This window comes from Chitinophaga ginsengisegetis (assembly GCF_900168065.1).
Taxonomy (GTDB): Bacteria; Bacteroidota; Bacteroidia; order Chitinophagales; family Chitinophagaceae; genus Chitinophaga; species Chitinophaga ginsengisegetis.
In genome coordinates this window covers 188434-214915 of sequence record NZ_FUZZ01000005.1, presented here as the reverse complement: position 1 = coordinate 214915, position 26482 = coordinate 188434, and the positions used below count along the sequence as shown (strand labels likewise).

Genomic DNA, 26482 nt, shown 5'->3' with positions numbered 1-26482 from the left:
TGTACAAATTAAAACCGATGCTTTTGTACATTTGTACTAAAATAGATAGCAATGAAGATCAGGGAGATTATTTTAAGCACGCATAACCTTACCGCCACCACGGCATTTTATACCCAGTCACTGCAATTGCCGGTGATCAGTGAAAGCAGCCGCCACATCAGCTTACAGGCCGGCAGCTCCATACTTACATTTGAACAGCAGGAAACGGCTACTGCACCGGTATACCACGTAGCATTCAATATTCCGCATAACCAGCTACGTGAAGCTATACAGTGGCTGCAAACCTTTACCACCCTGCTTCCGGTAACAGGCAGCAGCCATATCGCTGATTTCAGCAACTGGGATGCACAGGCGGTATACTTTTACGATAACAATGGGAATCTGCTGGAGCTGATTGCGCGGCATGGCCTGGAGAATGAGTCCGCGAAACTGTATATCGACAGTATCAGTGAGCTGGGTGTGGTAACAACCGATCCTACCGGTTATGCGGACCGGCTCATCAGCACTTACGGACTACCTGTTTTTTCCAGGCAACCGCGCCTGGAACAGTTTACAGCGCTGGGAGATGATAATGGATTACTGATCATTGTGGCGGCAGGACGAAACTGGTTTCCTACCAACGTTCCGGCGCAATACTTTCCCGCTGTCATCACCATAGAAAATAACGGTAACGCCACTACGCTATCGCTGTAGCTGCTTATCGCGGTGCTGATGTCCCCAGTCGTTCAGCTGATCCCATACAGGAATAAGACGTGCAGCAATTTCCGTGAGCCGGTATTCCACTCTCGGCGGTACTTCGGCATATACAGTCCGGGTAACGAGTCCGTCGGCTTCCAGCTCCTGCAGGTGCAGGGTAAGCATACGATCGGTGATATTGGGAATATGTTCTTTTAATTCACGGAAGCGCAGCGTTCTGTTCACCAGCTTATACAGGATAAATAATTTCCACCTCCCTGCCAGAATATCAATGGCATGGGCCACTCCGCACACACCTGAGATCTGTTCGCGGTTCAAATGATTGGTAGACGTTTCCTTGCGCTTTGCCATTACTTACATTTTTGTGTGTTGCATACAATAGGCTACAAAAATACAAATGTAACGTTCGTGGAATAATTTTGTCCGCAGTTATTTAAAAAACAACTTTTATGAAGATATTAATAGTGTATGCGCATCCGGAACCAAAGAGTATGAACGGGGCTATGTTTAACACCGCAATAACTACGTTGCAGGAAGCAGGTCATGAAGTGCAAACCTCCGACCTTTATGCCATGCAGTTTAACCCAACGTCCGACCGCACAAATTTCACCAGTGTATACAACGATGCTTTTTTTAAACAACAACTGGAAGAACAACATGCTTCCCGTGTAAACGGTTTTGCAGCTGATGTTGCAGCCGAACAGGAAAAAATAGCCTGGTGCGATGTAATGATCTGGCAGTTCCCGATGTGGTGGTTCAGCATCCCCGCCATCCTCAAAGGCTGGGTAGACCGCGTATTTGCAATGGGTACCTCTTATGGAAACGGCCACATTTATGAAACCGGCATTTACACCGGGAAGAAAGCGATGCTTTCACTCACCATCGGCGGACCGGAAGATGCGTATATTAGCGGCGGGCTTCACGGCGACCTGGAAAACATACTGAAACCTATTCACCGCGGCATCTTCCAATTCACGGGCTTTTCCGTACTGGAGCCACAGGTAATACATGGCCCTGCAAGGATGTCACCGGAAGAACGCGCACTGGCATTAGAAAAATGGACGGAGAGGTTAACACAGATAGCGGAAGAAGCCGCCATTGAATTGACCGCTTATTAATATTAATTATCCGGGTACATGAGTAAGCTTATGCGGATATAGCCGACTTTACTTTCTCCCGGTGACAAAGCCCCCACTCCACCAGGTTTTCCGCCACGGGGAGAATAGTTTGCCCGTATGGTGTAATGGCATACGCTACAGTGACTGGTTTGGTGGCCAGCACCGTACGGGTCACCAGGAAATTGATCTCCAGCACCTTTAGTTCCTTCGACAGCATACGCGCAGAGATACCATTGATTTCCCGCAGCATTTTTTTAAAATGATTGCTTTCCTCCGTACGGTTCGCCAGGTACCGCAGCAGCTGCAGTTTCCATTTGCCGCTGAATAGCTCAATGCTATCGCGCATAGCGGTGAGTTCTTCCTCACAGGTAGCTTCCCGTATCTGTCCTTTGATGTTGATTGTTGCCATATAGGTTCTCCTCATGTAACCGGTTACCTCCGGTTTACCTATAGCAAAGATAACCCAACATCGTAATAGTTTTGTGGGATGAAACATCAGATGCAGGCGATTATATTAAACGATTTCGGCGGCGTGGAAAACTTTTCCATGACCACCATGCCCATACCGGAACCCGGCGATGACGGCGTGCTGGTGCAGATTGCAGCGGCAGCCTTTAACCCCATCGACTACCAGATCAGGCAGGGCGCTACAGAACGCAAGCGTATGCACTCACCGGTGCTGGGCCGTGAATTTTCGGGAGTGGTTGTGAAAACAGGCAAAGCCGTTACGCAATTCAGCCCAGGTGACGCCGTGATGGCGGCATCCGGCAGTATGGGCTCCAATGGCACTTACGCGGAATATATCAGCGTGCCCCAGGATATACTGGTGCATAAGCCGGCGGGTATTTCCTTTGCCACAGCAGCCGCTATCCCAACCGCCTCGCTTACAGCGTTGCAATGCATAAACAGGCTTGGACTTTCCCCGGAGGCGCCTGTTTTTATCAGCGGCGCCGCCGGAGGCGTAGGACTGGTACTGGTAAAACTATTGCTGCACGCAGGTTTTACGCAACTGCTGGCCACCGCGGGCAGTGAAGAAAGTACTCAACAGCTGGTCAGCGCAGGGCTGTCTGTCTCCCAAATTATTAATTACCGCCAACCCGGTTTGCTACAGGCAATACTACATCAGCGGGAAGGAAAAATGTTTGATGCGTGCATAGATCTTGTTGGCGGAACTATGTCCGAATTAAGTGCAGCGCTGCTTACTACCAACGGCATTTACCAGGATGTAACGGCGCTTACCACAGCCGCAGCCAGGGAAACGTTGTTCAACAAAGGCGCCGTGATCATGAACATTTCCAACTATGCATATTCGCTTACCGGGAATTTTAAATATTATGGAGATGGCCTCCGGCAGATAACCACATTACTGGAAACCGGCGCCCTGTTGCCTTCCCCCGTATGGATCACCGGCGGGTTTAGTGTGGATACCGTACAACGTTCGCACCAACTGCTGGAACTCAACCAGAGCAAGGGCCGCAAGCTGGTGATGGCGCTGTTTTCTAATGATAAATTAATGACAACAGATATATAACGGCATCATGTTTGAGGCAAGGCGCGCATGTGGAATCAACTTATAGAAAATGCGGACCACCTGCCTAATTTCCTATGGAACCTTATACTGGCGGGCATTGCAGTTATCACCGGATGGCTGATCAAATACTTGTTATCGATCTTCTTACGCCAATCTGTACGAGCACAGCAGGATTTCTCCCTGATACACACCATCCTTTTCCGCCTGGGAAAAGCGTTTAATTATTTCCTGCCGTTGTTATTGCTCAACATGGCCATCCCATTAATGCGGGTACACCCCAGCTATGTGCCTGCGCTGAGTAAAGTGGCGGAAATAGCGCTGACACTGTCTTTTGCGGCGTTGGTGATCGGCGCTATCAAGGTGCTGGAAGATTATGTATATCATACCTACGACCTGAAGAAGACCAATAACCTGAAGGAGCGTAAAATACGTACGCAGCTGCAGTTTATCCGTAAGGTGTCTATTGCGCTGATATTGATCATCACGGCCTGTATTATTTTACTGAGCTTCGACAACATGCGTAAGCTCGGCGCAGGGCTCCTTACCGGTGTAGGTGTAGGCGGTATCATTATTGGTTTTGCCGCGCAGAAATCATTGGGCAACCTGCTGGCCGGTTTCCAGCTGGCATTTACACAGCCTATCCGGATAGATGATGTACTGGTAGTAGAAGGTGAATGGGGACGTGTGGAAGAAATTACCCTTACTTATGTGGTGTTGAACATCTGGGATCAGCGTAAACTGATTTTACCGATTAATTATTTTATAGAGAAACCTTTTCAGAACTGGACCCGCACCGGTTCGGAAATACTGGGCACGGCCTTCTTTTACCTGGACTATACCGTGCCGGTGGACCAGGTGAGGGCCGAGTTTGAAAGACTCCTGGATACATCGCCGCTGTGGGACAAACGCGCAAAAGCCCTGCAGGTAACCAATACCAGCGAACGCACCATTGAAGTAAGGGCGCTGATGAGTTCCTCCAGCTCAGGCAATGCGTTTGACCTCCGGTGTTATATCCGCGAAAACCTCATTAAATATATAAGGGAGCATCACCCCGACAGTTTGCCGAAAACCAGGGCCTATATTGAAAATAAAGGCGACCAGCCCTTATCAGCATAGCGACTTTTCCAGCACAATCATGTGCCGGCATTGAATACCATTTTCATAAATGGGTTCGGGGTAGTGTGTGGTGAAATAGTTTTTCCGGATGGCGGTTATTTCAAAACCCTGCCGCTGGTACAGGTACAACTGGGCAATGCTGGAGTTGCCTGTACCAATACAAAGCTTTTTAGAGCCGCCTGCCCTGGCGCGTTGTGCGGCATCCTGCAGGAGGATCTTTCCCAGGCCCTTTCCCTGGTAGGCCGGGTTTACGGCGATGTTCTTAATTTCCAGTTCATCATTATCTTTCAAAAGTACGTAGGCGGCAATTACCTGTTTCTTTTTTTCCAGCACATATACGTCGCTGAAAGGGAGGTAACTGTTGATCATGGTTACAGATGGATCGGCCAGTAGCAACAGGTCATAGGGCATCTTCTCGTTGGTGGCTAATTTCCGGATAGTTGTTTCTTCCTGCAGGGAGGTCATCGATGAATAGTTTTGTTGCTATAAATTGGAATAATAGGTATTTTCTTACGAATCGGGTCCCAGGGCAACAGCTACAAACAGGTTCAGGGAACAGATTAACAAAATGAATATACAAAAAAACAGGCATCTGTTTACACAGATGCCTGCAATATGTTTGATTATTGAACAGCGATGTACTGCCGCTTTACGTTATTACCATAAATTTCTATCTGCGCATCCTTGCTGGTGGCGGTAGCGCCGCCGCTGATGCTGATCGTTTTCTGTTCGCCGGGTAATACAGAAATATAATTATCGCTGTAAAATACCGGTAAGATCCTTTTCTTGTTCTGTGTATTTACCAGCGATACGCGGTTGAAAAATGCCACAGGCCCTCCTGCCGGGTTGCTGATGGTAACGTTAATACTGTCGGCTCCCGCTTTCACTGCTGTTACCTTCACTTCTGCTGCCGGCATTTGTGCCAGCCCGGAATAATTTCCTTTGGCATCCGGTAACCAGTACAGGTTTTCATCTACCACCTGTTGATGGGCATTCAGCAAGCGTAAAGAGAAGAACAGTCCCTGCTGCGCTTTTAGTTTATCCAGGAGGGGTTTCATATTCATAAACTTTTGCACGGTGGTGGGTCCTACTTCTACAAACACCTGTGTGAGCAGGCTGTCATTGCCCTGCATGTCGTATGTTTTTAATTCCAGCATCAGGTCGCGGGCGTATTGGAAGGTGTTGTTCACGGCCATCACCATTCCTTCTTCCGGATCATACATCACGTGCAGCGGGGTGGCTCCTTTGCGGGTGCCATACAGGCATGCGTTGGGATCGAGGTAGTAATCATACATCTGGCCGCGCAGGGCAGTCCAGGGGTTTTGCGTTTTCCAGATGATCACGCCGGTGTACCAATCCCACATATGTGAGCTGAAGCCTTCCATTAAAGCGCGGTACTGATCGTAGTTTACCAGCTGTGCTTTGTTGGCCCACTCTCTCAGGTCGTTTGTTTTCCCATAGGGATCTACGGCTTTGTTATAAGCGATGTACTTATGATAATCCCACACCGCGTCGGTTTTGCCGGTTTGCTGATCGGGCGGCACCAGGTTTTCCGCGGGGAGGAATCTTTCGAGTGATTCATAATCGCCCGTACCTACCGAACCTACTTCGGAGTTAAACGGAAAGGTGCGGGTGCTCCAGAAGGTGGACAGTGGCTGAATACCGTAAGGACCGTCGCCATTGCCGCCAAGCGTGTTGTGCGACATACTGTCGGAGTTGGAGTAGTCGAAGAAATAGCGTGTACCGTCCAGTGTTGGAATAATAGAATCCTTCATGGCGGCGAACAAATCTGCCGGAGGCGTAATTTCATTTCCTCCGCACCAGAAGGCCAGCGAGGCATGGTTGCGTAACATCTTCACCTGGTCGGCTACACTTTCGAGGAACAGGGAGTGGTTGTCGGGGTATTTACGACGGGTCCACTGGTCTTCTTTCTTCATGGGGTCCTGCCATCTGCCGTTACAGTCGCCCGATATCCAGAAGTCCTGGAACACGAGCAGGCCGTACTTATCGCAGGCTTCGTAGAACTCTGGCCTTTCCGTAAGGCTGCCGCCCCAGATCCGGATAAGGTTCAGGTTCATATCGCGGTGGAAGCGTACTTCCGCATCATATCTTTCTTTAGTGAAGCGGAACAGGGCATCGGAGGTGATCCAGTTGCCGCCTTTAATAAATATCTTCTGACCGTTTACGGCAATTTCCCTGCTGCCGGTGTGTGCATTCCAGTATGTTTGAATTTCACGAACACCAAATTCCACGTCTTCCTGATCATCCGTTTTGCCGTTGTTTACAAACTGCAATTGCAGCTGATACAGCGACTGTGGGCCATAACCGGCGGGCCACCATAACAGCGGCTGTTTCAGCAGCAGGTCCGGCAGTTGCACAGTGGCAGTGGTATGTGGCGGCAGCGTTACTTTTTTGGTGATGTGGTTACCGGCGAGGGTATATTGCAACGTGCCGGTGATATTTCTGGCGGTAGCATTTTCCAGCTCCGCTCCTATCTGCAGGGTAGCGGGCGCCTGCGGGCCTTGCGGCTGGCGGGTACCGGGTACGCGGGTAATGATGTGCGGATCTTTAATCCTTACGGCGCCTGTTTTTTCAATGGTCACTTTATCCCATATGCCGGTGTTGCGGTCGCGCATGGGTTGGATCCAGTCCCACCCGGCGGTATACTGCGGACCGTTATTTTTTGCAATGGTGCCATCGCCTCCCTGTCCGCCGTTGGGATTACCCGGAAACCGGGGCGGGTACACGATTACAGCCAAACGGTTTTTTCCGTTTTTCGCCAGGAAGGGCGTGATGTTATATGTTTGGCGGAGATAGGCGCCGTAGTGGGTAGTTTTATTAACGCGGTGGCCGTTCAGGTAAATATCGCAGCCATCATTTACAGCCCGGAGATGCAGCCATACCTGTGCATCGCCGGTGGCCGGCTGTTCTGTAAAATCCTTTACAAACCAATAAGTGTAGTGATCGCGGCCGGTGTGGTAGATATCCGGTATCTTTTCATTGTTCATGCCATACATCGGATCAGGTACCTGCTTATTATCCAGGAGCGTGGTGAGCACCGTACCTGGTACAGTGGCCGGCGTCCATCCGGAGAGGGTATATGCCGGATCTGAGAGTTGCTGACCGGTAACTTTTACACCGGCGATATTATTGCATTGCCATCCGCTGTTGAGTTCATATTTTTCCTGCGCTGATAATCTTAAAAAAGATAAGATCAGCAGGCAGGAGATCGTTGATTTCCGAAACATAGTGCATTTTATTTTTACGGCCTGTAGTTACCTGTTACAATAACCGCAAAGATAGCACAACCGTATTCCGGATCAAAGCAGGTATTTTCTGCGCAGGATTGTTTCTCCCGGAAATAATAAAAAATCCCTTCGCCTGCTGCTGTATGGCGGGCGAAGGGAGAATATTACTGCTGCTCTGCTAATTCCTTTACTTTATCCAGCGCTACGGGCCAGGTTTTACTGAAGTAATCTTTAAAATCGTCTGCCAGGTCCATTTCCACGAGTAACTCCGTTTTGCCGTTCACGTTAGTAAGCGTATAATTTTCATAAGCGCCGGCCCAGGCTTTTACTTTGTCGCTGGTGAGGTCTTCCACACCGTTATCAATTTCACCGAGGTGTTGGAACGACATAAATTCATTGGGCACTTTGTCTGCGATCCTGGCCACCATGCCGCGGTTACTGCCATCGTGGAATATGACTTTGCTTCCTTTCTCCCAGTTGGTATCTACCTGAGAGCCCTCAGCAAAAGGGGCTGTCCATTGCTGGTAGGAAGTTTCGCCCCAAAGTACGTCCCATACTTTTTCACGTGGCGCATTGATGGTCGTTTTAAATGTTGTTTTTTCCATAACTAGTCATTTACAGGGTTCATAATTTGTTTGTTGTATTTGTTCCGGTATTCCAGCGGGGTGAGTCCGGTTACCTTTTTGAACATTGTCCGGAATGTTTTAGTGTCGATATATCCCACGTCATAGATTACCTCGTTCACGTTTTTTGTGCTGGTTTCAAAGTCGCGCTTAGCGGCTTCTATTTTTATCCGCTGAATATATTCTATCACCGTGTTACCGGTCGATTTTTTGAATCTTCTTTCAAAAGATCTTCTTCCTATAGCCGACATATCGGACAGTTGTTCTACCGTGATTTTGTCCTGGTAGCTGGCTTCAATAAATTCCTGTGCTTTCCGGATTGGTTCGTCGTTATGTGCTTTTTGTCCTTCGAAAATGATGAAAGGCGACTGGCTCTGGCGGTCAATATCAATGGCATATGCTTTAGCGGTGAGGATCGCAATATCCCTGCCAGCATACTTTTCCACCAGGTAAAGGATGAGGTTGAGGTAAGAATAGGCGCCGCCGCTGGTATAGATGCGTTCTTCTTCCGTGATGATCCGGTCGTCCATCAGGTTTACATCGGGGTACATGCTTCTGAACTCCTGCGCCATTTTCCAGTGGGTAGCGCATTGTTTGCCTTTCAGGAGGCCGGTAGCTGCCAGGAAAAAAGCGCCCAGGCATAAACTGGCTACAGCAGCGCCCTGTTGATATTGCTGCCTGATCCAGGGAATAAAATCCTGGTTCATGGCTGCGGCGTTCGACTGATCCCCGTGCAGCGAAGGAATAATGATCAGGTCCGTTTTCTTTACATCTTTTATCAGCACTTCCGGAGAGATCGTAAATAAGCGGTTACGCTGGCTTACCTCGGTGGTTAATCCCACCAGCTGCACCTGGAACTTGGGCTCCCGGCCCTTTTCAGTGAGGAAGTTGTTGATGTCCGATAAGATCTGATAGCTGCCCTCGATGTTAACTAAACTGGTATGCCCGAGAGGGACCAGGATGGAAATATGTATCATACGCTGCAATTATAATAGTTTATGCCGCAATTACCCTGAGAATTGTCGCTTTACACCCCTGTTACTTCCCGCAACCCTTGCGATTTTTGCAGTATAGTTTTCACACAAAAATCCGGTTCTATAATGACCATGATCCATACCTACCTTACTTTTAACGGTAACTGCCGGGAAGCAATGACTTTCTACAAAGAATGCCTGGGTGGAGAGCTGATGCTTCAAACCATCGGGGAATCGCCTGTTTCGGCGGAAATACCTGCTTTTATGAAACCGTTCATTTTACATTCCAGTCTTACCAAAGGCAGCCTGGTACTCACTGCGTCCGATATGGTGCCTGAAGCGGGACTTACCGCCGGCAATACCGTTTCTTTATTACTGAACTGCAACAGTGAAGACGAGGCCCGTACTTTTTATGCCCGTCTTTCTGCGGATGGTATTCCTACGCATCCGCTGGAAAGTACTTTCTGGGGCGCTTTATTCGGTGGGCTTACCGATAAGTTTGGTCTTCACTGGCTCATTAATTTTGAAGGCAACAGCCGGCAATAATGCTCTATTTTCCGTTAAATGCTTTTTCAAGCGCTGCGATATCCAGTTTCACCATTTTCATCATGGCCTGCATGGCTCTACCCGACTTTTCTTTATCAGGATCACTCAGAAATTTAGACATGATGGTGGGCGTAATCTGCCAGGACAAGCCAAATTTATCTTTCAGCCAGCCGCATTGCACTTCCTTTCCTCCGTCTGCGGTGAGCTTCGACCAGTAGTAATCTACTTCTTCCTGGGTTTCACAATATACCGTAAAAGAAATGGCTTCTGTGAACGGGAACTGTGGTCCTGCATTGATAGCCAGGAACTCCTGTCCTTCCAGGTGAAAGGTGGCGGCGAGCAGCGTACCGGCAGGAATGGGAGATCCTTCCCCGTAATATGACTTGTCTGTTACTTTTGAATTTTTGAAGATAGATGAGTAGAAGCTGATCGCTTCTTCTGCATTCATATTAAACCATAATGATGGGGTGATCTTTTGCATAACGATAGATTGAAGTTTTACAGATTTTTCATTTCGTTACAAAGATACCTGCCGTCTTTTTCATATTGACGGTGCAAAAGCGACATTCTTTGGGGGCACTTGCGACAAAGCGGAGGTTGTCCTGGAACAGGATTAAACTGATGATACAGATTACATTGATTTTACTTTTTTCTTTGGAAGATGATAGCTTGAACAATAGACAGGCAATACTTTGCACATGCTTTGCAGATACTTTACACTTACCTTTGATGTGGAGAGAACATGGAGTTGACGTGGAGGTGATGTGGACTTGATCGGTAACATATTGTGTACCAATGCGCTATAGGGGGTTCCGGAAGGTTCCTTAGGGGGGATGCATCAGAGAAACAAACTGGATATCAATGCTTTAGGTACTTTATAAAGATAAACGTAACCGGGCAAAAAACAAAATTCCGGAGTAGATTATTCATTTAAGAAAATGGTCATCTTATGAACATGGGTAATAACGTCGCAAATTTATATTTCAAGTCAAAAAAGACTTCGTTAATAATCCTGGCAGCAACGGCCCTCATTTGTTCCAGAATGCTGTTCTACGTTTTCAATGATCCTGAAGGTCCAAATCTTTTAATAGTTGTGGTATTGGCGATGGCTGTATATTTTTTTTCCTATGCGGTATATGTATTCAGTCCGTCCAAAACCGGGGGTATTAAGAGACTTCTGGCGGCAATCTGTATCCAGATACTATCGGTCATTGTGCTCTATTTCTGTATGAAATGGTTTTAGGGACTTATAAAGATCAGGGGAAATCCATCTCCCCTGATCTTCTATCAAAAATCCCAAAAATAAAATCAATGTAATCAGCAAAATCAGTTTAATCCTGCTCCAACACAATTTCCTATCGCCGGAGACGATTGCTTTTCGCGGGCGGCCAGCAATTCTTTTAATCCCATCATGAGCAAAGAGCCGGTACCGAAGAGCAGCATCACCCAGGGAGCGTTGTGAATGCCCTGCGTGGTAATAATCCAGCCGCTAACGGCTGTTCCCAGGGTAACGCCCATATTGCCGAAAGAAATAGATAAGCTGGTGGCAAACCCCGGCGCTTCCGGTGCAGCAGCCACCATATACGCCTGTGCCGTGATAAAGCAGGGCGTGTGCAGGAAACCCCATACAATAATGAGCGGCACCGACAACAGCGGGAGATAGTAAATCCCGATAGACACCAGGGTAATAGCGATGAGGGAAGCAGCCATGGTAGCGGTTACACTTTTGCTCAGCAGTTTACCCGCCAGGAAGTTACCGGGTACGCCGGCGGCGCCAAACAGCAGCAGCATTACGCCTACTTCGCCGGTGGACATATGATTTACTTTCCCAAGATAGTCCGCAAAATAACTGTAGGTGGAAAACATGGCCGACACCATAAACACGTTCATAATACTACTGGCCAGGAACGCAGGTTTGGTGAGTATTTTCAGCTGCGCGCCATAAGATGGTTTTTCCCCTGCCGGCATCGATGGCAGAAAAGCAAGGATGGCAATCAGAGCCAGCGCGCTCACAATAGTTTGCACTACAAACGATAATTGCCAGCTGTTATAGATCCCTGCCAGCCAGGTAGCAAACGGTATAGTCGTAACCGTTGCAAGGGCAATGCCGCTCATCACGATAGCCATCATTTTATGGGTGTGCTTTTTATCGGCCGCACCGGTAGCGGCTGCGATGGCTGTGGAAATGTACACCGGCTGCAGGAATGCCGGCAACATCCGCACCAGCAGCAGTAACCAGAAGGGAGGTGATAAAGATGATACCACTCCTGTTATGAGAAAAATAGAAATGCTGACAGCCATCAGCGTTTTACGGTTATATCCTGATAACCAGAGTGTCATCAGGGGGCCACCCAGTGCAATCACCAATGCAAAGGCACTTAACAGGGTGCCTGCCTGATCGATAGAGATGTTGTAATATGCCGCCAGTTGCGGAAGTATACCAATTACACCGAATTCGGTGGTGATGATGCCAAGTAAACCAAGACTTCCAATATATGCGATCCTTTTCATTTGCTTTGTGGTTGAATAATGCCATGCTTTTTTGCAGATACAAAAGTGAGGGACTATATCATATAAAGAAAATAATATGATTTATCAATCATCATAAAAATATTTATAACTTGCAGGATGGTTAACCTGGAGTGGTACAGAACATTTAAAGCCGTATATCAAACCGGCTCACTAACGGCGGCATCAAAGATGCTGTTTATTTCGCAGCCGAATGTAAGTCAGCATTTATCTGCATTGGAAGCGCATATCGGGAAACAGCTGTTTGAGCGTAAGCCCAAACTGGTACCTACTGATTATGGCAAGTTATTTTATACGCAGGTGGTAGAGCCGCTGGAAAAACTGGAGAATGTAGAAGCTGACTTCCGTTACTTCTGTATCACCAAACAATTACCCAATATTCACATCGGCGCGGTGAAAGAATATTTCCAGGCCGTAGTAGCCAAACGCATCAGCGATGTGCCGGCGAATATCATAACGGAGTTTGGTCTTACCAAAGACCTGCTGCGGCGGCTGCAGAAAGGCGATCTTGATTTCCTCATTGCCACGCAGCTGACAGAAGAAAAGAATATCATCTACGAGCCCATACTCCGCGAGCAGTTCCTGATTGTATCCAGCCCGGATCTTGATATCAAACCATTTAAAAACTTCCTGAAAAAGAAAACGCTGGATGAAGCAGAGTCGTGGCTCCTGAAACAGCAATGGTTTGCCTATAGCAGCGACCTGCCGGTGATACGGCGTTTCTGGCTGGAGAATTTCCGCAAACGTCCCGCTATCAAACCGCAGTTTATTATCCCGGACATGCAAACCATCCTGCAGGCAATCAGTTGTGGTAACGGTGTTACCATCACTGCCGATTATATGGTGAAAGAAGGCATCAAAAAAGGGGAACTGAAAGAAGTATGGCGGGGCAATGTGCCTGCCAGCAATACGCTGTACCTGGCTTATGACAATACCCGGATGGCCTCCGACCGGGTGAAAATTGTGCGGAACCTGCTGCAACTTTAAAGAGGCTGCTGAAAAGAAAAATAAAGTTTATTTTGTAGTTCTGAACGATCATTTTACTATTTATGAAGCTAAGATTCCACCTAAGCACCCTTTGGCTTATTTTAAGCCTGTTTGGCAGCGCCATGAGCCAGGCACAACAAACTCCTCCCCGCTTCCGGGTGATCGCCTTTTATACTGCTAAAAACGACCAGGCACACATCAGTTTTGTACATGAAGCCAATAAGTGGTTCCCGGAGATGGCCGCGAAATATCATTTCAGCTACGACTCCACCAACAACTGGCAAAACCTGAATGCATCATTCCTCTCGAAGTACCAGGTAGTGATTTTCCTGGATACGCGGCCGGAAGATCCTGCACAGCGCGCCGCGTTTCAGCAATACATGGAACATGGCGGCGGCTGGATAGGCTTTCACTTCGCAGCTTTTGCGCTCACGCCGTCGGATGTACCCCAAAACTGGAACTGGTACCACAACACCTTCCTGGGCTCCGGATCTTATGGCAGCAACACCTGGCGCCCCACTTCCGCTGTACTGCGCGTGGAAGACCACCGGCATCCGGCCACCAGGAATCTGCCGGATACTTTCTCTGCCGCACCCAATGAGTGGTACCGCTGGAGCAATGATCTGCGTAAAAACCCGGACATTAAAATATTGCTGTCGGTGGATTCCAGCAGCTTCCCGCTGGGTACCGGCCCAAAGCCACATGAGATCTGGCACAGCGGCTACTACCCCGTTGTATGGACTAACAAAAAATACAAGATGCTATACCTGAATATGGGGCATAACGATATCGACTATGAGCATCATACCAATAAGGAATTATCTTTCACATTTGCGAATGAAACGCAGAACAGGCTGATACTGGATGCGCTGGAGTGGATGGGGAAGAAAAAATAAAAAAGCCGCGCACCGATGTATACATCGGTGCGCGACTGTTGATTATTTAGCCTGTAAGGTGGCAATAGTTTGCTGTTGTGCTGTTACCTGTTTATTTAAGCGTTCTACATTTTTATTCAGCTGTATAATATACAGCGTGAGTTCTTCTACCTTCTTCAGTAGCTGCTGATCAAATTCCCCCAGGTCCAATCCTTTTTCAAGTACTTCTTTTTCGGAAGGGATGCCTTCCAGGTGTTTTTCGGTTGTTACAAAGTGCTCCACCTGTTGCAGGGATGGCAACTCGTATTCCGGGTGAAATACATAATCAGCCCAGGCGCCTTGCTGTACTTTAATACGGCGTGCACCGAGTGTGCCTTCTACCGTTAGTTTGTAGTTGGCTGACGGACTAGGACTTCCAATACTCACATTACCGGTAGTTCCATCAGCTACCATAAAATAATTAGCGGCGCCGGTGCCGTCGGTGTTCATATTTGAGAAATACAAATTTGCACCGGAGGCGCCCAGGCCAAATGACCGTGTGGCGCCGGCAAATTCAATAGCGGATACGTCATACAATTTTATTGATTTTTTCCAGCCGTTGGAAGTCCACGTTGGGCCTCCCAGCACATCCAGCTTTGCTGAGGACCCAAATACACCAACGCTGAGATTTCCTTGTATTCCAATCACATCATTTGGCGTAAAGGGTTGCATACCTGTTACATTATCATCTTTTACTAATAACAAAGTCTCACCACTTGCGTAGCCGGTGAAGGAAAAGCCATACATGGTGGAGCTGTTTGATATCTCTGCCGCCAGATAAGTTTTGCTATTGTAAATAACAGTCACTAATCGTACCGGCTCATTGTAACTAATGAGCGATCCCCTATTGATAGTATAAGCAGTTGAAGTATTGACTTCTATTGTCCATTTCCTGTTAGATGATACTGTGCTGCCCCTCACCCCTGTGATCTTTCCCATCACATGCATATCAATCATTGGGGTTCCTGTATAAATTTCATGGAGCAATATATAATTAGGCCCCTGCGCATCTTCCGATTGACCGGCAATTGGCCGATTCACATAGTAGTTGCGGTTATTATCCACCACCTGCAACTTACTTACAGGGTTGAGCGTTCCAATTCCTACATTTCCGGTGGTACCAATCACATTGGTTTGAGCCTTTACAGCCGTAAAAGCGAGTACAAAAAGTACAGGGAGTAATTTTTTCATGAGATTTTATTTATCAGATATAAATTCCGGGTAGAACAGAAAGCACAACAAGGTTATGTTGCAAGGTACTTAAGGGTAACGGGTTAACCATTCTGAACACTTTCCGTCCGGGAACAAAGGAAAGGAGAAAGAACAAAAGTATCGATCACACTTTTGTGTTAATCTATGCGAAAGTTGTCTTTCTCAGGATTAGGTTGATTATACTGATTACCTTGATTTGATCACTTTTGATTTTAAAAGATTCGGGGAGATATAAGCGAATCTGCTTATCTCTCCCCAAATCTTTTAAATCCTTAAAAATCCCAAAAAAGAAAATCAAGGTAATCAGTATAATCAACCTAATCCTGAGAAAGACAAAATCCGCTTTTAATTCATAAACGCTTCTATCTTTTTCTTCTCATCCAGTTTTACAAACTGTCCGTACTTATCCAGGTATTCTTTGGCCACTGTTTTAAACCCGGCCTTATCCTGTTTATTGAGCAGATAGATTGTTCTTGCCCGCAGGTATATTTCCTCTCCCGGCGCGCCATAAGGCTTTACGGCTGTGTAGATAGCGCCCCAATCAGGGTTAGCGCCATTTTCCGGTACGGCGGGTGCAATGAGGTCCTGGTAAATGAGGTTCATCATTTTTACGGCCGATTGTCGTGCGCCCATTGCTTTATCGATGGCTTCCATGTTATCGCGGATAATGGAGAAGCCGGTGTCGCGGGTGCTGCCGGTTACCTGCATCACATAACGAAGATCATCTTCTGAATAGGGCTGTTTCATCACGGCGAAATAGTCGGCTCCTGCGAGGGCGGCGCCATCTTTATCGCCTGCCTGCACGGCCAGCATTGCCAGCTTTCTTAAAAACTCCGGATCTTTTTTACCATCGATGTACTCCTGCAGCATGGCGCTGTAAATAGCGGTGGGTTCTGTGAGATCGGCATCCTGTGCGGCGACAGCGGGAATAGCGCCCATGTCTTTATTGAGAGGTGCATGGATTTTTCTTATTTCCGCAAACGGAATTTTTACTACTTCGCGGTCGTACGTGAGCAACCCATTTTGTTCTCCTTCCACATCAAATGGCTGGGTATAGATGCTGGCGGATAAGCCTTGCCGTTCCAGTAATTGCAGGTGTTGGTTCATCACGGCGTACTTCGATTTCAGCGCGCCGGGCTTTTCCTGGATGTATCCCCAGGCGGTATTAGTGTTCCACTGATGATCGGCGATGAATACGCCGATACCGCCGAACTCGCCCAGTACGCGGGCCTTTCCGGGCATCTTAATAGCGTTCATGGGATTGGGGTAGCTGTGTACATCGGTGAGGTCTGCACTGACGTATGCATTCGGACTGGGACTGCGGAGTTTTTCATTTACATACAGGTATTCCCCGGAGTGGCCGTTAACGAGGCGGGAGGGGTCGCTGCGTTTGATCCATTCTGTCAGGCGTTGCTGATCAAACTGTCCCCATTTTTCGTTGAAGAGCACCCAGGTGGTAACGGAGGGATAGTTATGCAGTTGTGCCAGCGTTTCTTTGCATTGTTGTTCAAAGGCCGCTTTGGCGCCTTCCGGCAGGCTGTGATTGGGACTTACCATATCCTGCCATACCAGCATGCCGAGTTTATCTGCCCAGTAGTACCAGCGGTCCGGTTCTACCTTGATATGCTTACGGATGGTATTAAAGCCCATTGCCTTGATGGCTTTGATATCGAATGCCAGTGCTTCATCAGTTGGCGCGGTGTATAAACCATCGGGCCAGAAGCCCTGGTCCAGTGTACCAAGATTGAAGTATGGTTTGTTGTTGAGGAAGATGCGGTCCACTCCTTTTTCATCTTTTGCGATAGATACTTTGCGCATACCAAAATAACTTTTCACTTCATCGGCGACTGTGTTGCCTTTCAGGAGTTTCACGGAAAGGTCGTACAGGAAAGGGTTTCCGGGCGACCATAAGACAGGGTTTTCCAGCTTTAGCTGCAGTGGCGCGCCGCTTTTGCCTTTCACTTTACCTGCGGGCTTACCGTTGGCAGAGGCGATGGCTTCTACGGTGTAGCCGGCAGGAGCGCTTACGGTAAGGTTAAGCTGCTGCTTATCTATATCCGGTGTGAAATTTAACCCGGAGATATAATCTGTTGGCACTTTCTCCAGCCAAACGGTTTGCCAGATGCCGGAGCTGGGCGTGTAATAAATATTGGCGGGGTTGAGCACCTGCTTGCCGGAAGGACCGATGCCCCTGTCGGACGGATCGTAGATCTTCAGCACCAGGATGTTTTCACCATTCTTTACAGCGTTGGTGATATCGATGGTAAACGACGTATAGCCGCCGGTGTGACCACCCACTTCTTTCCCGTTGAGATATACTTTGCTTTGCCAGTCGACCGCGCCAAAATGCAGGAGTGTTCTTTCGCCGGCGTTTTGCTTGATCTCAATTTTGCGACGGTACCAGAGCCGTTGCTCCGGGAGCAGTGTTTTCTTTACCCCCGACAGTGCCGATTCCAGTGGATAAGGCACCAGTATTTGTCCGTCGAAATTATAAGGCGCTGCTTCATCAGTGGCGGTGATGGCGTATTCCCAGAGACCGTTGAGGTTTTGCCAGTTGCTCCGTTCCAGTTGTGGCCGTGGATAAGCGGTGAGGGCATTTTGCGGACTTACTTCTTTCGCCCACCTGGATTGAATGGCAACGGGCTTCATTTTATAAGTGGTTTGTGCCTGTAGCGGGCAAAGGCCGGATAACAGCAAGGCAGCGGCCAGTAATGGTGTTCTCATCATGGAGTTACTTATTTCTTTGTGGTTAAATTGAGTGGTTGACAGGGTTGTGATCTTCAGTTCATCTTAATGGCTAAAACAGGTACGGTAGCAAAATATACATAATTCCCGATGAATAAACGGACTTAACTTTTAAGGTTTGTTAATCTGTATATTTTGCATTTTCATTAATATTATATTTTACAATAATGTTATATAATCATCTCTATAATTAAAAAATAAACAGCATCTCTTTATGATAATTAATATTTTATTCATAAATTATACAAAAACAATCTCATCCTATGGCATAATTAAAATATTATTAAAATGAATACTATAAACCTCAACCGCTATGATCACATCTCCAACACCTGGGATGAAATGTACATTGCCGATAATCACCTCCGGGAGCAATACCACCGGATTATCAGCTACCTGGAGAATGAATCTGCCAACGACCTCAATAAGAAAGAAGAACTGGCGAAACGGCTGTTTATGAGCCAGGGGATCACCTTCACGGTATACGACAGCGGAGAAGGGATTGAAAAGATCTTTCCGTTTGATATTATCCCCCGCATCATCACCTGCGCCGAATGGACCTTTATTGAAAAAGGTATTAAACAACGTTTGAAAGCCCTCAACCTTTTTCTGAAAGATGTATATAATAACCAGTTTATTATCCGCGATGGCGTGATCCCTGCTTCACTGATCTACTCCTGCCCTCATTTCCTGCGGGAAATGCATCAGCTGAATGTGCCCTACGACATCTATATCCATATTGCCGGGATAGACCTTATCCGGGATTACGACGGTACTTTCTATGTGCTGGAAGATAATCTCCGTACGCCTTCCGGTGTGAGTTATATGCTGGAAAACCGCGAAATCACCAAACGGCTTTTCCCCGACCTGCTGCCACAGTGCAAGGTGCGCAGCGTAACGGAGTACCCGTCTATTCTTTATAAAAACCTCCTGTCGCTGTCGCCGCGGGCGGTCGCCAATCCCACCATCGTTTTGCTCAGCCCCGGTATGTACAACTCCGCCTACTATGAGCATACCACGCTGGCCCGCCTCATGGGCGTAGAACTGGTGGAAGGCCGCGACCTGGTGGTACGCGATCAGAAAGTATACATGAAAACCACCACCGGTTTGCAACAGGTAGATGTGATTTATCGCCGCGTAGATGATGAGTTTATAGATCCGCTGGTGTTCAATCCTAAAAGTGTACTCGGCGTAGCCGGACTGATGAGCGCTTACCGCAAAGGCAATGTAGCCATCATCAACGCCACCGGCAACGGTGTGGCCGATGATAAAGCTGTATACAGCTACGTGCCCGACATGATCAAATATTACCTGAATGAAACACCGCTCCTGAAAAACGTACCTACCTATAGTTTGGGTAACCCGGAACATAAGGAATATGTCTTTCAGAACATGCATAAAATGGTGATCAAAAAAACCAATGAAAGCGGCGGCTATGGCATGTTAATGGGGCATGCTGCCTCCGAATCAGAAATAGAAAGTTATAAAAAAGAAATACTGAAAGATCCGCGCAATTTCATCGCACAGCCCACTATCAGCCTGTCTACCGCCCCTTGTTACCTCGACGGAATGCTGCAACCGCGCCGGGTAGACCTGAGACCTTATGCCCTTGTAGGACCAGACGGCATCTCTATTGTTCCCGGCGGATTAACCAGGGTAGCCCTGAAAGAAGGCTCCCTCGTAGTAAACAGCTCACAGGGTGGCGGCAGTAAAGACACCTGGGTACTGGCATCATAAACTAAAACACAAGCCTATGTTAAGCAGAGTAGCCTCCAGTTTATATTGGTTGAGCAGGTATGTAGAAAGAAGCGATGGTATTTTAAGAATGCTGAAAATAAACTACGCATCTTCACAGGACACCATCCAGGAATTTACGTGGACACCGGTGATCCGTATTTCTTCCGGCGGAAATGAAGCAGAAATTTCATCTATCAAAAACGACAGCCGGTCGGTGATCGAGTACCTGCTCTTTAACCGCGACAATCCCAACTCCATCATCAACATGATCACACTGGCCCGTGAAAACGCCCGGAGTGTGCAGGAACACATTGCAAAAGACCTCTGGCAATGCCTCAATGAATACTATCATACCGTGAAAGATCCAAAGCTGCTCTGGTATGTACAGAAAGATGATCCCGTAACAGCGCTGGACATCCTTATTAAGCAGGTAATGCTGTATTACGGCACTGCAGGCAGTATCATGGAAAGAGGCGAAAGCAGGAGCTTTATGAGCATTGGTAAATACCTGGAAAGAAGTATACAGTCCATCGATATCCTCGACATCAAGTTTATTTCTATCTCCAATAATCCGGACCTGCTCACGGATACCTCTTACTGGCAACACCTGCTGCTGTCGCTGGGCGGTTATGAGTTGTACCTGAAAACCTACCGTAAAGGCTTTGAGGCGGAAAACGTACTGGAACTGGTGATGCTCAATAACGATTTTCCACGGTCGGCAAAATATTCCGTCAATAATATTTACCGTTATTTTGAACGATTGAAAAGTGATAAAAATATTGAACACTATAATAAGCTGTCGTTTAACATCGGGCGGCTGAACAGTACCATCACTTACAGCTCCGTAAACAGTATGAAAGCGGAAGGGTTACATCCCTATCTTGTTAAAATCAGGAGCGAGCTGTATGGCATCGGAAACCTGCTGAATGAATACTATTTCGCAAACGCTTAACCATTGCATTATATGCCTGTTTTCAAAATAAAACACATCACGCATTACACCTATGAAACACCCGTGCGGGACAGCGCCAATCAAATTATCCTGTATCCCGTAAAAGATGAATACCAGAAAGTGATCAAACATGATCTGAGTATTTCCCGTCACCCGGAAGTGGAAATATTCAAAGACTATTACGGCAATGAAGTGGGTATTTTTACGCAAACGGAGCCGCATCATGAATTGAAAATATTTTCCGCCATCGTTGTAGAAACCATACCACGGCCGCTGCCAGCCGATACCCTTCCTCCCGCCACCCAGTGGCAAATGCTGGAAGATATCCGCTACGACGTAGCATTTATTGATTATCTCAAACACGAAGTTTTTGAAAGCGTGGCTTCCTTACGGCAAATTTCGCTGGACCTGAAAGAAGATACAGACACGCCTTTCAAAACAGCGGTGCGATTTTGTGATTACGTGTTCACCCATTTCGATTATATCAAGGGGGTAACAACGGTAGACAGTACCCTGGATGAGATCCTGCTGCTACAGGCAGGCGTATGCCAGGATTTCGCGCACCTGCTAACAGCCATGCTGCGGTTTACACAAATTCCGGCGAGGTATGTGAGCGGGTATATCTGTCCCAATAAAAACGGTATGCGCGGCGAAGGCGCCACCCACGCCTGGGCAGAGGTGTATATTCCTGAATATGGCTGGCTGGGGCTGGACCCCACCAACAACTGCATTGCCGGTGAGAACCATGTAAAACTGGCCGTGGGACGTAATTTCAGCGACTGCTCGCCGGTGAAAGGCGTATACAGCGGTGGCGCCGGCCACACGCTGGATGTTACCGTATCAGTGGGTTACGACGACCAGGATCAGTTTGATCCGGAGCCCTTTTTCCCTGCCCAGCCCGCCATGAGCAGTACGGTTCCGGCAGCGCCTGCAAAAAATAGTTATCAGCGTCATCTTGAAGAAATGATGATACAACAACAGCAGCAACAACAATGAGTACCGGAATTATACCGTTGAATGGCGGGATATCGTCTGCGGAGCCCGCCATTCAACGGTTTGGCCCGCTAAACTATCTTTCCTATTTATTTCTTAAAACAATTTGATAATTCACAAATAAAGAAAAATTTATATAGTTTTGCCTGGAACCTTGATGAGCGAACGATAACTACAACTGTCACAACTTAAAAAAGTACAATGCAAAGCTTAGCCATAAAAGGCCGCTGGGATGCTATCTGTAATACCGTCAGCAAAATCCCGCTGAAATACCTGTATGCTTTATTTTTATTAATGGCGGTGGGCATCTCCTTTCATTCCTGGTATTCCTCGCAGGATATGGAAAGATGGACCCGTTATAATAACTTCCTGATCTTTAAACAGGCGTTTTCGCACCTGATACACAACCAGGACCTCTACGTATTATACGAATCAGAGTATTACGACCTGTATAAGTACAGTCCGTCGTTTGCCCTGTGGATGGGTGCTTTCGCCTGGATGCCGGATGTACCGTCCCTGATTTGCTGGAATATTATGAACGTGGTAGTATTTATTATTGCTATCAGGACCTTACCGGTAAAGAAAGAAAAGCAATCGATCCTGTTATTGTTTTTGGCTATCGAGATGATGATTGCGCTCACCAGCTCCCAGATCAACGTACTGATCGCGGGCTTTTTCATCCTCGCATGGCATTGCATGGAAAATAAAAAGATCTGGCTGGCAGCATTGCTGCTGGTAGTAACCGTGTATATCAAGTTATTTGGCGTAGTGGCTATGTCGTTGTTCCTGTTGTATCCTGAACGCTGGAAAGCCGCGTTGTACACGGTGTTCTGGACAGTAGTGATTGCATTGATGCCGTTGCTGGTAATTTCCTGGGATCAGTTGCTGTTCCTTTACAAGAGCTGGGGCCACCTGCTGGCCAATGACTACTCTGCCTCCTACGGCGTGTCCGTGATGGGATGGTGGCATACCTGGTTTGATATGGATATCTCCAAACAGCTGTTCATGCTTTCTGCGGCGGCAGTATTTATGGGGCCGTTCATACCTATACTTTACAACCGGGAATCGAAATTTAACCTGAGCATGCTGGCTTCTGTGCTGATATGGGTGGTGATCTTTAACCACAAGGGGGAATCGCCTACTTATATTATTGCGCTCACGGGTGTGGCGATCTGGTATTTTACACAGGAGCGGCCATCCACGTTAAATACAGTACTGGCTGTGCTTACGCTGGTATTCACCTCCTTCTCTTCTACAGACCTGATCACTCCCTACTGGATTGCCAGAACTTATGTAGAACCTTATGCAGTGAAAGCGGTGTTTTGTTCTATTGTATGGCTGAAAATAGTGCTGGAACCATTTTTCGTCACATCCCCGGAGCCGGGAACCATTACGGCAGAGAAGCTGCAGCGGGCGGTATAAAGATAAAACGAAAAGGGAAGGCGCGATGCCTTCCCTTTTTTATGCGTTTTGTTTTCTTACGTATTTGGTAAGGATCACGATGAGTTGTCCTTCTATCTTTCCTTCTATTTGTTCTGTATTATCCGGTACAAGGCGGATGTTCTTTACCACGGTACCCATTTTAGCATTTAAGGTAGAACCTTTTACATCAAGGGATTTGGTAAGAATAACGGTATCGCCGTTTTGCAGGATGGCGCCATTGCTGTCCCTGTGCAGATCTACAGCGCCGTCGTTTTCATGATCTCCGGTAGCTTTGGCCCAGGCCAGCGCTTCATCGTTCAGGTAAATCATGTCCAGGTTATCTGCTGCCCAGCTTTCCTGTTTTAAGCGGTTCAGCATACGCCAGGATACAATCTGCACACCCGGAATTTCGCTCCACATGGATTCAGTTAAGCAATGCCAGTGGGTACTATCCAGCTCTGCTTTTTTCTCAATCTGCGACTGACATTTCTCACAGATGAAGATACAATTATCCTGATCACTGTAGGTCTGAGGAGGTACTTCATACACATTCAGCGGTCCTTCTGATTTGCATAGTTCGCACTTGTTTTCACTCCTTGTTAGTAATAGTTCGTTCAGCTTCATAATATCCTTTATAAAAAAATGTGCACGAAGGTAATGTTTTTTGTTGCGGGAAACAGTGATTTTCTCATTATCCTGTTGTTATCACCCTGTTAACAGGCCCCTGCGGGATTATTTTTTTTAAGTACTGTTGCCGGCAGCAATCCAGGCGGGATTAAGCATCCAGGGAATAGAAAGGGGTCATGTTACAACAACTTCCAGATATGCACAATTGGAAATATTACGGAGTGGACTGAACTGACAAACGCCCGGTTTTCCCGCAAGGTACAGGAAGGCCGGGGCGTTAAAGTGCCGGTTAAAAATGTTTGCGGATAAAAGCAGCCGTTTCGTTAATCGCGGTATTCCCTTCTTCAATCATGCCGCCCATTTGAAAGAACCCGTGTATCATGCCTTCATACAAGGTTTCCTGAACCGGTACGCCGTTCCTGCGGAGTGCTGCGGCGTAGGCCATACCTTCATCTCTTAACGGATCGTATTCCGCAGTAATAACCAGTGCAGGCGGCAGTCCTGTAAGATCTTCGGCCAGCAGCGGCGCAGCATCCGGATGCTGCCTGTCTTGCGAATGGGGGATGTATAACGACCATGCCAGCTCTGCTCCGGCCAGGTCCAGGTTCAATCCTTCTGCAAACTCCTTCCAGGAAGGCGTTTGGAGCGAAGCATCGGTAACCGGGTAAATCAATGCCTGGAAGCGCAGCGCCGGACCGTTGTTCTCCTTTGCATGCCGGGCAATTACAGTGGCCAGTGCTGCACCGGCGCTGTCACCGGCCACACCTATACGATTCGCATCTACCTGTAGTTCATCTGCATGCGCCGCGATCCAGTGTAGCACGGCGATGCCTTCTTTTAACCCTTTAGGGAACGGATGTTCGGGCGCCAGGGCATAGTCTACCGATATCACTACACAATCCGCCGCATTGGTTAATGCGCGCAGGGGCGTATCGTGCGTATCGAGGCTACCTAAATAAAACCATCCGCCATGAAAATAAACGGTTACCGGCAGGCCGGGGGTATCTGAGGGCCTGTAAATGCGTACGTTTACCGGGCCTTCGGTAGTAGGCAGGGTAAGGTTTTGCACGTTCTTTACAATGGCCGGTGTGCCGGCCATCGGTATAAACCGGTGGTAGAAATCGCGTGCGCCCGCAATGGGGTCTGTTTGTGCAGGGTCAGTTGGTATGTGATTGATATAGTCCAATGCCGCCTGTACGGCGGGTTTAAATGCCAGATCTGTCGTCATGTGATGTAATAATTTATTTTATGATCACAAAGCTGGCATTCCTACGGCTATAAAGAAAATAATATAGTTTATTGCTGGCTATAAGAATATTTATGTGCAAATTAAGGCACCACGGTAATAAATAAGTAAGTAGCCAATATTACCAGCAGCACAATCCCCTGCAGGATATTGGTTTTTCCTGCATTAAAGGAAATGCTGATGGTAAAAAGAGAGAGGATGAGTAACAGTGTGGATTTGGCATCGATACCAAGCGTAATTCTGAAATCCAGCGTGTGAGCTACTATGGCTACTGCGGGAATAGTAAGACCAATACTTGCCAGCGCCGAACCCAGTGCCAGGTTCAAACTTGTTTGCAACCGGTTTTGTGAGGCGGCCCTGATAGCAGCCAGTCCCTCCGGCAGAAGAATAACGGCTGCAATAATAACGCCCACCAGGCTTTTAGGCGCGCCCAGGTTCACCACAATGGTTTCAATAACAGGCGATAATTTTTTCGACAGCAACACTACTACTGCCAGTGCTATTAATAAAAACACCAGGCTCACGGTGGTAGTGAGTCCAGATGGCGGTGCGGCGTGCGTATCTTCATCACCCGGCGCTGCATCTTTTGGCAGGAAATAATCGCGGTGCCTGACCGTTTGTACCGCTACAAAACCGCCATACAACACCAAAGAAATGATGGCTACAAATATCAGCTGGCTGCTGGAATAAACAGGCCCCGCTTCGGTAGTAGTATAATTTGGTAAGACGAGGGTTAAAACGGAGATCGCCGTTAATGCGACCAATGCGGCGCTGACACCGGCTTTTATATACGCCTGCTCTTTAAAACGGTAGCCGCCTATAAATAAAGACATTCCAATGATACCAGAAAGGATCAGCATAATAGCAGCAAACACGGTATCTCTTGCCAGCGTTGCGCCCTGATCCGCTTCATTCAACATAATGGATACAATCAGTGATACTTCTATCACCGTAATAGCGAGCGCCAGAATGAGGGTGCCATACGGCTCTCCCACCTTGTGCGCTACCACTTCCGCATGATGCACGGCAGATAATACCACCGTAATGAGCGCCAGGCCCATCACTGCTGATAATACGCCACTCTGCTGTTCCCCTGCGAATCCTAATAAAGCCAACCCGATCACTGGACTGATAAGACACCATAACGGGAGCGTAATTTTCCATTTCCTGTAGAGAAAGTGATTGAATGCCATGTGTTTAATTTACAAAAATTTATGCACATGGCCGCATGTATCTATCAGCATCAGCGATCACACGATCCGGTTG

The 26482-nt window shown here is 47.6% G+C and carries 24 protein-coding genes; 11 read left to right on the top strand and 13 right to left on the bottom strand.

Translation table 11 applies throughout. The annotated features are described in order from the left end of the window. The first annotated feature begins 51 nt into the window (after window positions 1-51). Window positions 52-693 carry a VOC family protein gene (locus B5Z18_RS27075; RefSeq protein ID WP_079472685.1) on the top strand — a complete coding sequence of 214 codons (642 nt, stop codon included), beginning with the start codon at window positions 52-54 and terminating at the stop codon, window positions 691-693. Here the strand turns inward: B5Z18_RS27075 and B5Z18_RS27070 are convergent. Beyond that, window positions 682-1047: a winged helix-turn-helix transcriptional regulator gene (locus B5Z18_RS27070; protein WP_079472684.1), complete on the bottom strand. Its 366-nt coding sequence runs from the start codon at window positions 1045-1047 to the stop codon at window positions 682-684. The two genes, B5Z18_RS27075 and B5Z18_RS27070, sit on opposite strands and share 12 nt — an antisense overlap. 98 nt (window positions 1048-1145) lie before the next feature. On the opposite strand from B5Z18_RS27070, the gene B5Z18_RS27065 reads away from it, so the two are divergent. Further along, complete coding sequence (locus tag B5Z18_RS27065; RefSeq protein WP_079472683.1) at window positions 1146-1814, top strand: NAD(P)H-dependent oxidoreductase; 669 nt, start codon at window positions 1146-1148, stop codon at window positions 1812-1814. 28 nt (window positions 1815-1842) lie between these two features. Here B5Z18_RS27065 and B5Z18_RS27060 read toward each other — a convergent pair whose 3' ends face one another. Continuing rightward, window positions 1843-2238: a winged helix-turn-helix transcriptional regulator gene (locus B5Z18_RS27060; protein WP_227024633.1), complete on the bottom strand. Its 396-nt coding sequence runs from the start codon at window positions 2236-2238 to the stop codon at window positions 1843-1845. 63 nt (window positions 2239-2301) lie between these two features. Here B5Z18_RS27060 and B5Z18_RS27055 point away from each other — a divergent pair, with 63 nt between their 5' ends. Beyond that, window positions 2302-3345 carry a quinone oxidoreductase family protein gene (locus tag B5Z18_RS27055; protein ID WP_235016036.1) on the top strand — a complete coding sequence of 348 codons (1044 nt, stop codon included), beginning with the start codon at window positions 2302-2304 and terminating at the stop codon, window positions 3343-3345. A gap of 27 nt (window positions 3346-3372) precedes the next feature. Continuing rightward, window positions 3373-4461, top strand: coding sequence for a mechanosensitive ion channel family protein (locus B5Z18_RS27050; RefSeq protein WP_079472681.1), 1089 nt, complete (start codon window positions 3373-3375; stop codon window positions 4459-4461). On the opposite strand, the gene B5Z18_RS27045 is transcribed toward B5Z18_RS27050, so the two are convergent. The 4 genes from B5Z18_RS27045 to B5Z18_RS27030 form a co-directional block, all read right to left on the bottom strand. After that, the gene (locus tag B5Z18_RS27045) at window positions 4453-4926 is read right to left on the bottom strand and encodes a GNAT family N-acetyltransferase (protein WP_079472680.1); all 474 of its coding nucleotides are present in this window, start codon (window positions 4924-4926) and stop codon (window positions 4453-4455) included. The genes B5Z18_RS27050 and B5Z18_RS27045 overlap by 9 nt on opposite strands. Before the next feature lie 158 nt (window positions 4927-5084). Next, on the bottom strand, window positions 5085-7709 hold the full coding sequence (locus B5Z18_RS27040) for a glycoside hydrolase family 2 protein (protein WP_079472679.1): 2625 nt from the start codon (window positions 7707-7709) through the stop codon (window positions 5085-5087). 164 nt (window positions 7710-7873) lie between these two features. Further along, complete coding sequence (locus B5Z18_RS27035) at window positions 7874-8314, bottom strand: SRPBCC family protein (protein WP_079472678.1); 441 nt, start codon at window positions 8312-8314, stop codon at window positions 7874-7876. A gap of 2 nt (window positions 8315-8316) precedes the next feature. Further along, the gene (locus B5Z18_RS27030; protein ID WP_079472677.1) at window positions 8317-9309 is read right to left on the bottom strand and encodes a GlxA family transcriptional regulator; all 993 of its coding nucleotides are present in this window, start codon (window positions 9307-9309) and stop codon (window positions 8317-8319) included. 123 nt (window positions 9310-9432) lie between these two features. Between B5Z18_RS27030 and B5Z18_RS27025 the strand changes: the two genes are divergently transcribed. Continuing rightward, window positions 9433-9852: a VOC family protein gene (locus B5Z18_RS27025; RefSeq protein ID WP_079472676.1), complete on the top strand. Its 420-nt coding sequence runs from the start codon at window positions 9433-9435 to the stop codon at window positions 9850-9852. A 4-nt stretch (window positions 9853-9856) separates the two neighbouring features. Here the strand turns inward: B5Z18_RS27025 and B5Z18_RS27020 are convergent, their stop codons facing one another. Together B5Z18_RS27020 and B5Z18_RS27010 are read right to left on the bottom strand one after the other, a co-directional pair. Next, window positions 9857-10333 (bottom strand): VOC family protein, encoded by a 477-nt coding sequence (locus B5Z18_RS27020; RefSeq protein ID WP_079472675.1) that lies wholly within the window; start codon window positions 10331-10333, stop codon window positions 9857-9859. 845 nt (window positions 10334-11178) lie between these two features. Then, the gene (locus B5Z18_RS27010; RefSeq protein ID WP_079472673.1) at window positions 11179-12363 is read right to left on the bottom strand and encodes an MFS transporter; all 1185 of its coding nucleotides are present in this window, start codon (window positions 12361-12363) and stop codon (window positions 11179-11181) included. Window positions 12364-12480: 117 nt separating this feature from the next. On the opposite strand from B5Z18_RS27010, the gene B5Z18_RS27005 reads away from it, so the two are divergent. After that, window positions 12481-13368 (top strand): LysR family transcriptional regulator, encoded by an 888-nt coding sequence (locus B5Z18_RS27005; protein ID WP_079472672.1) that lies wholly within the window; start codon window positions 12481-12483, stop codon window positions 13366-13368. Window positions 13369-13430: 62 nt separating this feature from the next. Further along, window positions 13431-14264, top strand: a complete 834-nt coding sequence (locus B5Z18_RS27000) for a ThuA domain-containing protein (protein ID WP_079472671.1) — start codon at window positions 13431-13433, stop codon at window positions 14262-14264. Window positions 14265-14306: 42 nt separating this feature from the next. Here the strand turns inward: B5Z18_RS27000 and B5Z18_RS26995 are convergent, their stop codons facing one another. Then, window positions 14307-15473: a hypothetical protein gene (locus B5Z18_RS26995; protein ID WP_079472670.1), complete on the bottom strand. Its 1167-nt coding sequence runs from the start codon at window positions 15471-15473 to the stop codon at window positions 14307-14309. A 366-nt stretch (window positions 15474-15839) separates the two neighbouring features. Beyond that, entirely contained in the window at window positions 15840-18221 is a 2382-nt protein-coding gene (locus tag B5Z18_RS26990) for a glycoside hydrolase family 2 protein (protein WP_200817373.1), read from the bottom strand. Between the two features lie 306 nt (window positions 18222-18527). Between B5Z18_RS26990 and B5Z18_RS26985 the strand changes: the two genes are divergently transcribed. From B5Z18_RS26985 to B5Z18_RS26970, 4 genes are all read left to right on the top strand, one after another. After that, window positions 18528-19976 carry a circularly permuted type 2 ATP-grasp protein gene (locus B5Z18_RS26985; RefSeq protein ID WP_079472669.1) on the top strand — a complete coding sequence of 483 codons (1449 nt, stop codon included), beginning with the start codon at window positions 18528-18530 and terminating at the stop codon, window positions 19974-19976. Window positions 19977-19992: 16 nt separating this feature from the next. Continuing rightward, entirely contained in the window at window positions 19993-20928 is a 936-nt protein-coding gene (locus B5Z18_RS26980) for an alpha-E domain-containing protein (protein WP_079472668.1), read from the top strand. Between the two features lie 12 nt (window positions 20929-20940). Beyond that, window positions 20941-21924, top strand: coding sequence for a transglutaminase family protein (locus B5Z18_RS26975; RefSeq protein WP_079472667.1), 984 nt, complete (start codon window positions 20941-20943; stop codon window positions 21922-21924). Between the two features lie 198 nt (window positions 21925-22122). Next, window positions 22123-23343, top strand: coding sequence for a glycosyltransferase family 87 protein (locus B5Z18_RS26970; RefSeq protein ID WP_079472666.1), 1221 nt, complete (start codon window positions 22123-22125; stop codon window positions 23341-23343). Window positions 23344-23382: 39 nt separating this feature from the next. Here B5Z18_RS26970 and B5Z18_RS26965 read toward each other — a convergent pair whose 3' ends face one another. The 3 genes from B5Z18_RS26965 to B5Z18_RS26955 form a co-directional block, all read right to left on the bottom strand. Then, window positions 23383-23967, bottom strand: a complete 585-nt coding sequence (locus B5Z18_RS26965) for a PhnA domain-containing protein (RefSeq protein ID WP_079472665.1) — start codon at window positions 23965-23967, stop codon at window positions 23383-23385. Between the two features lie 292 nt (window positions 23968-24259). Further along, window positions 24260-25198 (bottom strand): alpha/beta hydrolase, encoded by a 939-nt coding sequence (locus tag B5Z18_RS26960; protein WP_079472664.1) that lies wholly within the window; start codon window positions 25196-25198, stop codon window positions 24260-24262. Window positions 25199-25299: 101 nt separating this feature from the next. Beyond that, a complete protein-coding gene (locus B5Z18_RS26955) occupies window positions 25300-26409 on the bottom strand; it encodes a calcium:cation antiporter (RefSeq protein WP_079472663.1) in 1110 nt (369 codons plus the stop codon). Window positions 26410-26482: the final 73 nt, after the last annotated feature.